The organism is Rhodococcus sp. NPDC003382 (genome assembly GCF_053589135.1).
Genome location: NZ_JBSFRH010000003.1, coordinates 12377 through 25460 on the forward strand (window position 1 = coordinate 12377; position 13084 = coordinate 25460).

The 13084-nt window shown below is 71.2% G+C and carries 11 protein-coding genes; 5 read left to right on the forward strand and 6 right to left on the reverse strand.

Features of this window, described 5'->3' with window-relative positions; genetic code table 11:
- Nucleotides 1-33: 33 nt before the first annotated feature.
- Entirely contained in the window at nucleotides 34-1491 is a 1458-nt protein-coding gene (locus tag ACWDUD_RS03430) for an adenylate/guanylate cyclase domain-containing protein (RefSeq protein WP_197253480.1), read from the reverse strand.
- A gap of 167 nt (nucleotides 1492-1658) precedes the next feature.
- Between ACWDUD_RS03430 and macS the strand changes: the two genes are divergently transcribed.
- Together macS and ACWDUD_RS03440 are read left to right on the forward strand one after the other, a co-directional pair.
- Complete coding sequence (macS, locus tag ACWDUD_RS03435) at nucleotides 1659-2813, forward strand: MacS family sensor histidine kinase (protein WP_248675488.1); 1155 nt, start codon at nucleotides 1659-1661, stop codon at nucleotides 2811-2813.
- A gap of 25 nt (nucleotides 2814-2838) precedes the next feature.
- Nucleotides 2839-3468, forward strand: coding sequence for a response regulator (locus ACWDUD_RS03440; protein ID WP_197253538.1), 630 nt, complete (start codon nucleotides 2839-2841; stop codon nucleotides 3466-3468).
- A 1-nt stretch (nucleotide 3469) separates the two neighbouring features.
- On the opposite strand, the gene ACWDUD_RS03445 is transcribed toward ACWDUD_RS03440, so the two are convergent.
- Together ACWDUD_RS03445 and ACWDUD_RS03450 are read right to left on the reverse strand one after the other, a co-directional pair.
- Complete coding sequence (locus ACWDUD_RS03445; protein WP_450108325.1) at nucleotides 3470-4678, reverse strand: RNA polymerase sigma factor; 1209 nt, start codon at nucleotides 4676-4678, stop codon at nucleotides 3470-3472.
- The gene (locus tag ACWDUD_RS03450) at nucleotides 4675-5052 is read right to left on the reverse strand and encodes a YciI family protein (RefSeq protein ID WP_197253474.1); all 378 of its coding nucleotides are present in this window, start codon (nucleotides 5050-5052) and stop codon (nucleotides 4675-4677) included. The genes ACWDUD_RS03445 and ACWDUD_RS03450 overlap by 4 nt, the downstream gene beginning before the upstream one ends.
- A gap of 190 nt (nucleotides 5053-5242) precedes the next feature.
- Between ACWDUD_RS03450 and ACWDUD_RS03455 the strand changes: the two genes are divergently transcribed.
- Nucleotides 5243-5902, forward strand: coding sequence for a DUF1707 SHOCT-like domain-containing protein (locus ACWDUD_RS03455; protein WP_450108326.1), 660 nt, complete (start codon nucleotides 5243-5245; stop codon nucleotides 5900-5902).
- 74 nt (nucleotides 5903-5976) lie between these two features.
- Here the strand turns inward: ACWDUD_RS03455 and ACWDUD_RS03460 are convergent, their stop codons facing one another.
- Genes ACWDUD_RS03460 through trmB form a run of 3 tightly spaced genes read right to left on the reverse strand, consistent with a single transcriptional unit; the run spans nucleotide 5977 to nucleotide 10902 of the window.
- Complete coding sequence (locus tag ACWDUD_RS03460) at nucleotides 5977-9456, reverse strand: MMPL family transporter (protein ID WP_450108327.1); 3480 nt, start codon at nucleotides 9454-9456, stop codon at nucleotides 5977-5979.
- A gap of 10 nt (nucleotides 9457-9466) precedes the next feature.
- Nucleotides 9467-10141 carry an NYN domain-containing protein gene (locus ACWDUD_RS03465; RefSeq protein WP_450108442.1) on the reverse strand — a complete coding sequence of 225 codons (675 nt, stop codon included), beginning with the start codon at nucleotides 10139-10141 and terminating at the stop codon, nucleotides 9467-9469.
- Between the two features lie 14 nt (nucleotides 10142-10155).
- Nucleotides 10156-10902, reverse strand: a complete 747-nt coding sequence (gene trmB / locus ACWDUD_RS03470) for a tRNA (guanosine(46)-N7)-methyltransferase TrmB (protein ID WP_450108328.1) — start codon at nucleotides 10900-10902, stop codon at nucleotides 10156-10158.
- Between the two features lie 143 nt (nucleotides 10903-11045).
- On the opposite strand from trmB, the gene ACWDUD_RS03475 reads away from it, so the two are divergent.
- Nucleotides 11046-11636 (forward strand): hypothetical protein, encoded by a 591-nt coding sequence (locus ACWDUD_RS03475; protein WP_450108329.1) that lies wholly within the window; start codon nucleotides 11046-11048, stop codon nucleotides 11634-11636.
- Nucleotides 11633-13036 (forward strand): hypothetical protein, encoded by a 1404-nt coding sequence (locus ACWDUD_RS03480; protein WP_450108330.1) that lies wholly within the window; start codon nucleotides 11633-11635, stop codon nucleotides 13034-13036. Before ACWDUD_RS03475 ends, ACWDUD_RS03480 begins: the two co-directional genes overlap by 4 nt.
- The last annotated feature ends 48 nt before the right edge of the window (nucleotides 13037-13084 follow it).

Here is a 13084-nt window from a genome sequence, read left to right on the forward strand (position 1 = left end):
CGTAGCCAACGCCCCGATGCGACCGGCCTCACTTCACTCGGGATATTTGATCGGCGAGGCCAGGTGGGTCAGCCGTCGGCGACCCCGCAGCTGCACCTCGTCGCCCAGCTCCCACTGCGCGCGCTCCTCGTCGTCGGCGAAGTACAACGCGCTCGACGACGCCAGCACCCGGCTCGGACGCATCTTCGCGAGCTCGGTCAGGCGCGACGCCTCGTTCACCGGATCACCGATCACCGTGTACTCGAACCGCTCGGCCGCGCCGATGTTGCCGGCCACCGCGAGCCCCGCCGACACCCCGATACCGATGTCGAGGCCGGTGATCTCGTCGAGCGCGAACCGCAGTTCCCGTGCCGCGGCCAGCGCCGCGGTGGGTGCATCCGGGCGGTCCAGCGGTGCCCCGAAGATCGCCAGCGCCGCATCACCCATGAACTTGTTGACGAACCCGTGATGCCGGTCGACGACGTCGACCACGACCCGGAAGAACTCGTTGAGCAGGTCCACGACCTCGTTCGGCGGCCGTTCCGCGGCGGTCGCCGTGGAGCCGACCATGTCGACGAACAGCACCGCCACGTACCGGGTCTCGCCGCCCAGTTCGGTGCCGTACTGCAGCGCGCGGCGCGCGACGTCCTCGCCGACGTGCTGACCGAACAGTTCACGCAGCCGCCGCCGCTCGTCGGACTCGGCCATCATCCGGTTGAAGCCGACCTGCAGGCGACCCATCTCGCTGCCGTCGAACACCTCGACCTGCACACCGGTCGCGCCGCGCTGCACCCGCTCGATCGCCCAGCGCAGCTGTTTGACCGGATCGGAGATCTGCGCCGAGGTGAGCATCGACAGGACCAGCGCCAGCCCGATCGCCATGATCGACAGCGCGAGAATCGCCCACGACAGCGAATCGGACGAGAATTCCATGTCCGACGTGAGCTGCGTGACGCACAACAGCACGATGCCGGCCACCGGCATCAGGGTGCCCAGCCCCCACGTCATCGCCAGCCGGGTGCCGACCCCCGGCGCCATGGTCCGGTCGAACCGGCCCTCGCTGAGTGCCTGGGCCGCCACCGGCCGCAGGATCCGCTCGCCGAGCATGTAGGTGAAGCCGAAGGTGCTCGTCGCGGCCATCGCCACGGTGATCGCCACCGCCGCGGCCAACGACGGCATCTCCTCCGCGGTGAGGAACACGAACAACACGCCGCCGAGAATCCACAGCCCGAGATGCACGATGGCCTGCCGCAGCGGTGCGTGCAGCGCCGCCATCTGTTCCGATCGCGTCGGCGGGCCCCCGCGCAACTGCCACCGGACCACCGACCGCAGCATCACCGCCGCGGCCGTGAGACTGACGACACCGGCGAACGCGAGGTACACGGCGAACACCGCGAAGTTGCGGACCCGGTCCGCGATGATGTTCTCCGATTCCGAGATCGGGATGCCGTAGCGGACGAACGCGAAGACCAGCAGGGCGCCGAACAGGTTGGACGCACCCATCGAGACCATATAGAGGGGCCAGCGACTACGCAGAGTCGTCGCGACAGCCCGATATGACCTCAACACGACTTCAAATCAAACCACTGTAACGACCGTCACAGCACGGCGTGGTCCATAAAACGCGTCACCGAACCCTACGATCTCCCCGATCGACACGAATCGGGGGAACGTCGGCAATGGGAGGAACCGCACGAGGACGGCACGATGCCGATCCGGATGCGCCGCTGTGGCGAGCTTCGCAGGTGTTCCGCCTCGTCACCCTCGCCTACGCGGTCAGCTCCCACATCTCGACCGTCCCGCACTACACCCGGCCCGGCCTGGGCTGGTTCTTCATCGCCCTCCTCGCGGCGTGGTCGGTGCTCTCGGCGGTCCTGCTGTCGCGCGGAACGCAACGGTGGAAGGTCGTCGCACTCGACCAGATCGTCGCGATCGCCCTCATGGGTGCGACCCGGCTGGTCGCCGACCACGACTGGTACAGCAACCACCAGACGATGCCGACCACACTGTGGGTCGCCAACGCGGTGCTGTCCGCCGCGGTGCTCGGCGGCCCGGTCGCCGGGACGTGCTCGGCCCTCGTGATGGCCACCGTCAGCGCCGTCGTGCGCGACCAGATCAACCTCGACCTGTGGCGGGACGCGACCGCCCCCGTGCTCGTCGCCGTCGGCGTCGCGATGGGCTTCGCGACCGTGACCGCGCGCCACGCCCACCGGCAGCTCGCACAGGCGGTGCGGATGGCCGCCGCCACCGAGGAACGCGACCGGCTCGCCCGGCAGGTGCACGACGGGGTGCTGCAGGTGCTGGCCCTCGTCCAGCGGCGCGGGAACGAACTCGGGGGACCGGCAGCCGAGCTGGCCCGTCTGGCCGGCGAGCAGGAAGCCGCGTTGCGGATGCTCATCTCCGAACAGGGCACCCGGGTCGACCGCGGCGAGGAACAGGTGGATCTGCGCGCGCTGCTGCGCGCCCGGGCCGGAACGAACGTGACGGTCGCCGCCCCGGCCGATCCCGTCCTGCTCGAGCGGGGTCGCGCCACCGAACTCGCCGCCGCCGCGGCCACGGCCCTGGACAACACCGCGCTGCACGCCGGTCCCGGTGCCAAGGCCTACGTCCTGCTCGAGGACCTCGGCGACGAGGTGATCCTCAGCATCCGAGACGACGGCAGCGGCATCCCCGACGGGCGGCTCGCCGAGGCGGAGGCGCAGGGCCGGATGGGCGTGTCCAAGTCGATCGTCGGGCGCGCCGAATGGCTGGGCGGTGTCGCGGTCCTCGACAGCGCTCCCGGCGAGGGCACCGAATGGGAGATCCGAGTACCGCGGGAGGCGCCCCGTGCGTGACCACACTTCGGAACCCGTCACGGTGATGGTCGTCGACGACCACCCCATCTGGCGCGACGCCGTCTCCCGCGACCTCGACGCCGCCGGCTTCCGCGTCGTCGCCGCTGCCGACAGCGTCGGGTCGGCGGGACGGCGCGCGGCGGCGGTGCGCCCGGACGTCGTGCTCATGGACATGTCACTGCCCGACGGCAGCGGCACCGACGCGACCGTCGCAGTTCTGCGTGCCTCCCCGGGGACCCGGGTGCTGGTGCTGTCCGCGTCGTCCGAACGCGACGACGTGCTCGGCGCGGTGAAGGCCGGTGCGTCGGGGTATCTCGTCAAGAGCGCGTCGGCGGCCGAACTGGTGGAGGCGGTCGCGGCCACCGCGGCCGGTCAGGCGGTGTTCACGCCCGGCCTGGCCGGCCTCGTGCTCGGCGAATACCGGCGGATGTCGGCGACCGTGGACCGGCGCTCGCCCGCACCGCCGACGCTCACCGATCGGGAGACCGAGGTGCTCCGGTTCGTCGCGAAAGGACTGTCCGCCAAGCAGATCGCCGCGAAGCTCACCCTCAGCCATCGGACGGTGGAGAACCACGTCCAGGCGACCTTACGGAAGCTGCAGCTCGCCAATCGGGTCGAACTGACCCGCTACGCCATCGAGCAGGGTCTGGAATAGGTCACGGCGACCGGTTCCGCAGCCAGGCGCGGACCGCGTCGTCGGTCGCGAGTTCCGCCGCGCGGTCGAACGCCGCGCGGGCGTCGGCGGTCCGGCCCGCGCGCGCGAGCAGGTCGGCGCGCACCGCGTGGAACGGCTGATACGAGGTTGCGGCGGGGTGATCGCGGGCGACCGCGTCGAGTACGTCGAGGCCCGCCTCCGGGCCGTCGACGCGGCCGGCGATCGCGGCGCGTGCGACCCGCGACCCCAGGGTCGGCGCCGTGTGCACCAGCGCCCGCGAAAGTGTATCGAGCGCAGGCCAATCCGTGACCCCCGTGTGTCGGCGGGCGGCATGGACCGCCTGCATCGCGGCTTCGAGCTGGAAACGCCCGATGCGCCCGCCGGCCGAGGCCCGGCGGAGCATGCGCTCGCCCCGTTCCGCGAGTTCCGCGTCCCACGACGCCGGGTCCTGCTCGTCGAGCGGGACGAAGTCGGCGCCGGTCGCGCCGGCCCGGCTCAGCGACAGCGCGATCAGGGACGCCAGCCCCCAGGCTTCCGGTTCGTCGACGGACTCCGCGAGAACAGTTGCCAGATAAAGCGATTCGGACGCCATCGGGGTCACCCCGGGGCCGCGGGCGATCGTGAAACATCCGTAGACCGCTTCGAGGACCGCGGGAAGCCGCTCGGGCATCACGGTGCGGTCCGGGACGACGAACGGGATCCGGGCGTCGCGGATGCGCCGCTTCGCGCGGACGAGCCGCCCCGCCATCGCGGACGACGAGACCGCGAACACCGAAGCAACCTGTGCCGCATCGAAACCCAGCACCGCCTGCAGCATCAGCGGGGTACGCGCGGACTCGGCGATCGCAGGATGCGCGCACACGAACAACAGCGCCAGCCGCCGGTCCGGGATCGCATCCGGGTCGACCTCGTCGAGCGTCGCCACCGAGCCGACATTGTCGGGCACCTGCTCGAGCGGAGCCGCGGTGCGGTGCGCGGCGGACTTCCACACGTCACGCTGCCGGTTCCGGGCGACGGTGAGCAGCCAGCCGTCCGGATTCGCGGGAACACCCCGCTCCGGCCAGATCACCAGCGCCTGCTCGAATGCCGCCGCCACGGCGTCCTCGGCGAGCGCGAGGTCGCCGGAGTTCGACGCGAGCAGCGCAACCAACCGGGCGCGTGAGGCGCGTGCCGCATGCTCGGCCGCGGCCCACGCCCCGGACCGTCTCATCGGTTCGGTGTCCAGACACCCTCGACCGTGTGGGTCGCGCCCGGCCGGACCTCGACCGCACCCCAGTGGATCGGCGGCGCCTGCCGCGCCCACTCGATCGCCGCATCGAGGTCCGGCACGTCGATGACGACGGTTCCGCCCAGCTGCTCCTTCGTATCGGCGAACGGCCCGTCCTGCACGCGAAGTTCGCCGTCGACCATCCTGAGGGTGGTCGTCAGCTCGGAGGGGGCGAGAACCTCCGCGCCGATCAGGACGCCGGCCTGCTCCAACGCGGCTGTGTAGGCGGCGAACGCCTCCCGGCCGGCAGCGATCGTCTCCTCACCGATCGACTCGCCGGTCTCCTCCGAGTAGTGCATCAGAATCGTGTATCGCACGGGAATCGCCTCTTCTCTCATCGCTCCGACTCGATCCTGCCGAGTCGTCCGTCCGCGCACTGCGGCTCGGTGAATTTCGACGGGCGCGGATGTGGCCCGCCACAGTGATGACGATCGAAGCTGCTGCGGATCGACAGGTATCGGCTCCGGCCACGCGACGAGGCGCGATCTTCCACCTACTGTGGTGGCCATGGACTCGCGGGATCTGCGCGTTTCGGACGCGGAACGGGAACACGTCGGTCAATTGCTGCAGCGGGCGGTCGGTCAGGGCATGCTCTCGCTCGGTGAGTTCACCGAACGGATGGACACCGTGCTGGCGGCCAAGACCCGTGCCGACGTCAACCAGGTTCTCATCGACCTGCCGGGCATCCAGCTGCGTCCCGAATACCTTCGGCAGATGCAGGCGCAGTACGCGCCGGCGCAACCCCCGATGACGGCGCAACCCCCGATGACGGCGCCGCCGGTTGCGGGTGCGCCGGTTGCGGGTGCGCCGGTGATCCGCGGCCGCATGTCGAACATCGCACGCAAGGGTCGCTGGGAGGTGCCGCCGACGCTGCAGATCGACACGCGGATGTCGACCGTGGTCCTCGACTTCACCGAAGCGGTGATGCAGACCCAGGTCGTGAACATTCAGGTGAACGACTACCTGGGTTCCATCACGCTCGTCGTCCCGCCGGAAGCGACCGCGGACGTCAACGGCATCGACCCGGTCGCGTCGAGCACGAACTCGAAGGTACGGTCCGGTCCGCCGTTCGGGCCGCTGCACCTCGTGGTCACCGGCCGGCTGCGTTTCAGCGCACTGACGGTCCGGCACCCTCTCGGCACCGCACTGCGCCAGTTCCTGCGCTGATCGCGCGGTTGCCAGTTCCTGCGCTGATCGCGCGGTGCCAGTTCCTGCGCTGATCACGCAGTTCCCGGTCCGAGCTACGTCCGGCGCTGGCGGGCGATCAACTCGCTGACGCTGATTCCACCCGCGTTGTCCTCGTCACCGTGCCGGCCCGTCGTCGGACCGGACCGCTCCGGGTCCGGGTCGCGGTACCGGCCGAGCCGCGGATCCTGCTCCCGCGGTGCCGGAACCTGATCCGGCGCCGGGCGCGGGGGACGCGGTTGTTCGACGCCGGGCGCGGTACGCCGCAACTGGGACAGCCAGTTCTCGATGGCCTGAGGGTCGCGAGCCCGGCCCGCTTCCGGGCGCGGGGCCGGAGCCGGACGGGTGGGCGGCTGCGGCGGGACCTGCGGACGGACGAAGGGATGCGGCAACGGCGGCGGCACGGTCCCGCGCTGACGTCGCGGCAACGGCGGGATCGCGGTCGGGGACTGCGGGTCCTGCGCGGGCCCGGAACCCTGGGCGTCACGACGCGGCAGCGGCGGGGCGAACGTGGCCGTCACCGGCGGCAGCGCCGTGGCAGGCTGCGGCGACGCGGTCGTCGGCGGCAACGGGGGCACCGCGGTCGGCGACTGCGGATCCCCTGCGGGACGCGCATCCGGCGCGGCACGAGGCGGCAGCGGCGGCTGCCGGTCGGCCCCGGTCCGCTGGGGGAGCGGCTCTGCGACAGGCCGCTGCGGAAGCGGCTCGGCGGCAGCCCGCTGCGGCAGCGGTGCTGCCGGACGGGGCTGCGGAGGCATCGGGGGAGTGGGACGCATCGGTCGTTCCGCCGGTGCCTGCGCGCTGCGTTGCACGGGAGCGCTGTCGCGGCGTACCGGCTGCGACACCTGCGGCGGTGCCGCTGGTGCCTGCTGCGGCGGTGCGGCCTGCGGGTTGCGCACGAGGCCGGTGCTGTCGTTCCGAACCGGCGGGGCCGGCCGCGGTGCTGCTTGTGGCTGCTGCGGTGGTGCCGCCTGTCCGCGCTGCGGCGGTGCCGCCTGTCCGCGCTGCGGCGGTGCCGCCTGTCCGCGCTGCAGCGGTGCGGACTGCTGGTTGGGCTGCGGCTGGTTGGGCTGCGGCGGCCTGACGAGTCCGTGCGCGGCCGGGGGTTGGCCGGCGTTGCGCGAGTCCGGGCGCCGCTCGGGAGCGGGCACGGGCACGCGTCCGGCACGGGACGGGGAGGGGCGGCGCGGCGCGGGCGGGAACTCCCGGGCGCGGCGCTGTTCGGCGGACGAGCGGGGCGCCGCGATCTTGGGCAGCGGCTGGGTCATGTCCGACGGGCCGATGCCGGGAACCATCGGCGGGAGGCGATGTGCCCCGGTCGCGGCGACGGTGGCCGGTCCGAACATGCCGACGGTGATGAGCTCGGGCACGTCCTCGGGCATCAGTTCGTCCGCGAGGATGGGTTCGGCGAGACCGATCCTCTCCTGGATGCGCTTCATCCACGCGGGTGCCCACCAGCAGTCGTCGCCGAGGAGCTTCATGGTGGCGGGGACGAGGAACATGCGGATGACGGTCGCGTCGAGGATCAGCGCGGCGATCATGCCGAACGCGATGTACTTCATCATCACCAGTTCGGAGAATCCGAACGCGCCGGTGACGACGATGAGGATCAGCGCGGCGGCGGTGATGATGCGGCCGGTGTGCGCGGTGCCGATGCGGATCGACTCGGTGGTGCTCGCGCCCTGGGATCGGGCCTCGACCATCCGGGAGAGCAGGAACACCTCGTAGTCGGTGGACAGGCCGTAGATGATCGCGATGATCAGCACGAGCACGGGCGACATGATCGGGCCGGGCGTGAAGTTGAGCGGCCCGGAGCCGTTTCCGTCGATGAAGATCCAGGTGAGGATGCCGAGGGTGGCGCCGAGGCCGAGCGCGCTCATCAGCGCGGCCTTGACCGGCAGCACCAGCGAACCGAACGCCAGGAACATCAGCAGGGTGGTCAGCAGGACGACCACCGTCACCATCAGCGGCAGGGTGTCGAGCAGCGCCGCGATCGAGTCCTGCTCGATCGCCGGGGTGCCGCCGACGAGTACCTCGACACCGTCGGGCCACGACGCCGAATGCAGGTAGTCGATCGTGTCGGCCGAGGCGTTGCGGTCGACCAGCCCGGCCTTGATGACGCGGACACCGTCCTTGGCGGGACCTTCGATGGAGAACTTCTCCACCAGGCCGGGTGCGGCGCTCGCGGTCTTGATGATCTCGTTGAGGTCGCCGCCCTCGGCGCCGCGGATGACGATGCGCACCGGCTCGGCACGCTGCCCGGGGAACAGGTCGTCGAACTTCTCCTGCGCGACGCGCGTGGGGTGGTCCGGCGGGAGATAGGTCTCGTTGATGCCACCGAACTTGATGCCGGTCAGCGGCATGATGAGCAGCAGCAGCCCGACGACGGTGGGGATCGTGACCTTGAGCGGATTGCGCATCACCCAGCGGGTGAGGCGGCCGATGAGACTGTTCTCGATCTGCTCGTTCGACTGGATCTGACCGAACCGCTTCATGCCGAACTTGTCGATGCGCTTGCCGAGGATGCTCAGGATCGCCGGAAGCAGGGTGATCGACGTCAGCGCCGCGAGGGAGACCGCGGCGATCGCGCCGTAGGCGACGGACTTGAGGAACGCCTGCGGGAACAGCAGCAGACCGCCGAGGCTGGTGACGACCATGGTCGCGGAGAACACGACGGTGCGGCCTGCCGTGACGACCGTGCGCCGGACCGCCGCGGCGGTCTCGTATCCCTCGGCGAGTTCCTCCCGGAACCGGGACACCATGAACAGCCCGTAGTCGATCGCCAGCCCCAGGCCGATGAGGGACACGACGGGTGCGACGAACGAGTTGACCTCGGCGAAGTTGGTGATGAACCGGACGATGCCGTTCGCGGCGACGATCGTGAGGCCACCGGTGATCAGTGGCAGCGACGCGGCGACGACGCCACCGAAGACGAAGAACAACAGGATGCCGACGGCGGGGATCGCGAGGATCTCCATGCGGTGGATGTCGTTGGCCATCGTGTCGTTGAGGGCACCGGCGATCGGCTGCAGACCGGCCAGTTGCACCTCGACGCCGTCGATCGCGAACTCGTCCTTGATCACCCGGAAGTTGTTCGTCAACGCGGTGTCGTCGTCACCGGCGATCGCGATCGACGCGACCGCGTGCTGTCGTGACTCGTCGGCGAGTGCCGGCAGGGCGGGCGCCCCGTTCGTCGGCCAGTAGGCACCGTTGATCTTGAGGATCTCGTCGGGATGGTTCTCGACCAGGTTGTTGAGATTCTCCTTGACCTTCGTGGCCAGGGTGGGATCGTCGACGGTCTTGCCCTCGGGTGCGGTGTACAGGACCAGGACGTCGCCGGCGGTGTCGCGACCGAAGGTGCCGTCCGCGAGCCGTGCGGCCTGCGACGACTGCGAGCCGGGATCATCCCAGCCGCTCTGGCTGAGATGGTCGTTCAGGCTCAGCCCGTATCCGGCCAGCCCCAGCAAGGCGGCGACCATCACCGCGATCACCGTGAAACGGGCGCGGAAGACGAGCTCTCCCCAGCGGTCGAACACGTGAAGTCTCCTATTCGGCGACGCTCTTGCGTCCGACGAGCAAGGCGGAAAGCGGTCGGAACGGCTGCAGCCAGGCACCCTCGTCGGGGAGCATGTCCAGGCTGACCCGCGGAAGCGGCTCACGGAACACGCCGGGGATGTCCTCGAGATCGACGAAGTCGAGGATCTCGGACGTCACCGCCCAGCTGGCATGTTCGCGGAATCCGAGTACCTGTACCGCGATGCCGGCGTTCGCGAGTTCCTCGAGGGGTTCCCGGAAGGCCTGACCGTCCGCGGAAGCCACCATCACACCGGCGAGGCCCTCGCTGCGCCGCAGCTCGATGTGGTGCAGCATATCGGAGTCGACGTCGCTGTCCTCGTCGATCTTGGGCTTGGCGAACACGGCGAAGCCGACGTTGCGCAGCGCCTCGACCCACGGCCGGACGACGTCGGCGCTGCCCGGCGCGATGTTCGTGAACACCGTCGCCTCGGGTTCGAGGGTCGTGGAGGAGGACCGGGAGAGTTCGGCGGTGCGGGCGAGCAGCCAGCGGCCGAGGGCGTCGAACCGGGGGCGGTAGGCCGCGGTGGGCCGGCCGCCGAGAATCGCCCCGAGCCCCATGTCGAGGTTCGGCGCATCCCACACGAGCAGCACACGCCGGTGTGGGTTGCCGGCCGCACCCGTCACCGAATCGGACGTCGCGGACATATCTTCGTCGAGGCTCATGCTCCGATCTTCCCCCAGATCAGCTCGGTGATGGCGCTGCCCACCTGGTGAGCCTTGTCCTCGAACTTGGTGACGGGCCGTTCGTGGCTGATCGGCGAGTCCCAGTCGAGGGGGGTGAGAAGGGGCTCGGCGTTTCCGGCCTCTTCGATGGCAACGGCGTATTCGGCGTGGTCGGTGGCCACGTGCAGCACCCCGCCGGGCTTCAGGCGGCTCGCGATCAGCGCGAACGTCGGGGCCTGCAGCAGGCGGCGCTTGTGGTGGCGGGCCTTGGGCCACGGGTCCGGGAAGAACACCCGCACGCCGGTGAGCGACTCCGGCGCCACCATGTGCTCGAGCACCTCGACGGCGTCGCCGCGCAGGATGCGGAGGTTGTGCACCGGCCGGTCGGTGTCGTAGGTGCGTTCGATGCGCTGCAGCGTCTGGGCGATGCCCGGCTTGTAGACCTCGATCGCGATCAGGTTGACGTGGGGCTCGTCCTGGGCCATCGCGACCGCGGCGGTCCCGGTACCGGAGCCGATCTCCAGGACGGTGGGTGCGCTGCGGCCGAACCAGCCGTCGATGTCGAGCAGTTCGTCGCCGACGTCACGGCCGAGCTCGGGCCACCGACGGTCCCAGCATTCCTGCTGCGGGTCGGTCAGCGAGCCCCGGCGGGACCGGAAACTCGTCACCCGCGGGTAGAGGCGGTTTCCTCGCGTCGGGCGCTGTTCCGGCGTCTCGGTCGTGTGCTGATCGGCTTCGTTCACGGCACCCATTGTCGCGTATCTCGGGAGTGCGTGACAGGAGGGACTGGTGTGACCACAGGGTTTTCTCAGGACCGCTGCCGCGCGCCGCCTCCTCTGCGACAATCCGTCCACTGTTGCCGGGGGCATTCGGGGGGATGTTTCTGATGGGGAATTCGGACGACGCGTGGCGCGAGCTCGCCCACCGCGTCGAACGGCTCGACGCGGAGGCGGGACGTGCCCTGCATGCGGCTCTGCGCACGCGTGATCGTCCGCCGAGCGTGCAGATCGTCGAGCGCGCCGGCAGCGGCGCCGAGACACTCGCCGTCCCCGAGGCGCCGGAGGAATACACGGTCGAACACCTCGAGACGGACGTGCCCGGCCGAGCCGATCCGATCGTCGACGGCGACGTCGTGATTCTCGTGACAGCCGTCCGCCGCCCGCCGCACGCGATCCACCCGGCGGACCGAGCGCTGATCGACCGGGTCGAGGCCGGGCGCGTGATCGTGGTCCTCACCGGCACCGACCCTGCCGACGACGCGGCGATCGGAGCGGTTGCCGAACGACTGCGCACGCCGGTGCTCCCGTTCTCCGACACCGACGCCCTCGCAGGTGCGATCGCGGCGCGGCTGCACCGGGCGCGTCGTCGCCGCGACGACGTCCTGGCCGCGACGGTCGCGGGGCTCGCCGCGACTCCGCCGGCCCGGGACGCGATCGAGGACGCACTCGATGTGCTCGCCCCGGGGCGAGCGCCGTGACGGAGCCGGCCGTCGACGACGTGCTGCGCCGCTGGAATCCCGAGGGCTGGGCGCGCCTGCACGGCGATCCGCCCGCGCCGCGGGTCCGGGTCGCAGCGGTTCCCGGCTCGGGGGAGGACGAGCTCGTCGCGGAACTCGGTGAGCTCCGTGCGGCGTCCGGGGGAGGAGACGTCGAGTTCGTGCGCGAGGGATCCGCCCCGGTCGTGCTCATGGTGCTCGAGGCGACCGCGTTCGTCGGTCGCACCGAACTGGACGTGCTCGAGGCCGCCGCCCAGGGGGCCACACGCGTGGTGTGCGCACTGACCGGTATCGACCACTGCCCGGGGTGGCGGCGTGTTCTCGACACCGATGTCGCGCTGCTCCGGCGGCACGCCGGCCGGTTCGACGGGACGATCGTGCCGGTCGCCACGACTGCCGCGGCTCGCGCCCGGGAGCTGGGAGGCGACGCCGGGCACGTGCTGCGGCTCGAATCGGGCCTCGTCGACCTGCTCGAGATGCTGCGGGCTGCCGTGGCCGCGCCCACCACGACCGTCGCTCGGTCCGCGGAGATCGCCCGGACCCGCACGATGATCACCGAGACCATCGAAGACCTGCGCGCGGACGACGGCGCAGCGCTGCGCGCCGAACGCACCCGGCTCGTGCAGCAGGCGGCAGCTCCCGCGGATCCGGGCGGTCGCGGCCGCAGTGCCCTGCAGCGGGCCCGGCTCGAACTTCTGCAGGAGGTCGCCGCGGGCGTGCGGGCCACCGCCGCCGCGGTGCGCGAGGCCGTGGACGCCGACCCGACGCGCGCCCCGGAGCTGCTCGACGCGGCGGTGGGAACCCTGAATGCCCGGGTGTCGGCCGTCGTCGTCGCCCGGCTGGGGGAGAGCGACGCCGTGCCGGGCGCATCGGACACCGTGCCGCGGAGGACCGCCGCGCCGATGTCGCCGACCACCGGGACGATCGAGGACCGGCTCACCGTGGTGCTCGGCGCCTCCGCAGGGGCCGGGCTGGGCCGGTTGGCGGCCCTGCCGTTCGACGCCCTGCCTGCCGGGCACCTGGCGGCGGTGCCCGTCACCGTCGCCGGGGGCGTGGGCGCGGCGTGGTGGCTCGTCCGGGCCCGCCGACGACTCGCCGCCCGGGACCGCGCGCGCCGCTGGGTGACCGACGAGCTCACCGAGATCCGCGCCGACCTGGACGCCTGGGTGCTCGCCAGGATCGTCGACGCCGAGGCCCGGGCCGCCGCGACCACCGCGGCGGAGCACGCCGCCCGGGTGTCGGCCCTGCACGACCGGGTCACCGCGATCGACGAGGAGCTGCGCCGGCATCTCGGGGAACGCAATGCCCGCATCGAGGCGTGCCGGCGGGATCTGGCGGTGCTGGACCGTCCGACACCGGCCCGTCCGGGGAACCGCGGGTGATGTCGGCGCGTCCAATCCAGTGAGAACCCGGAAACATGTAGATGCGAC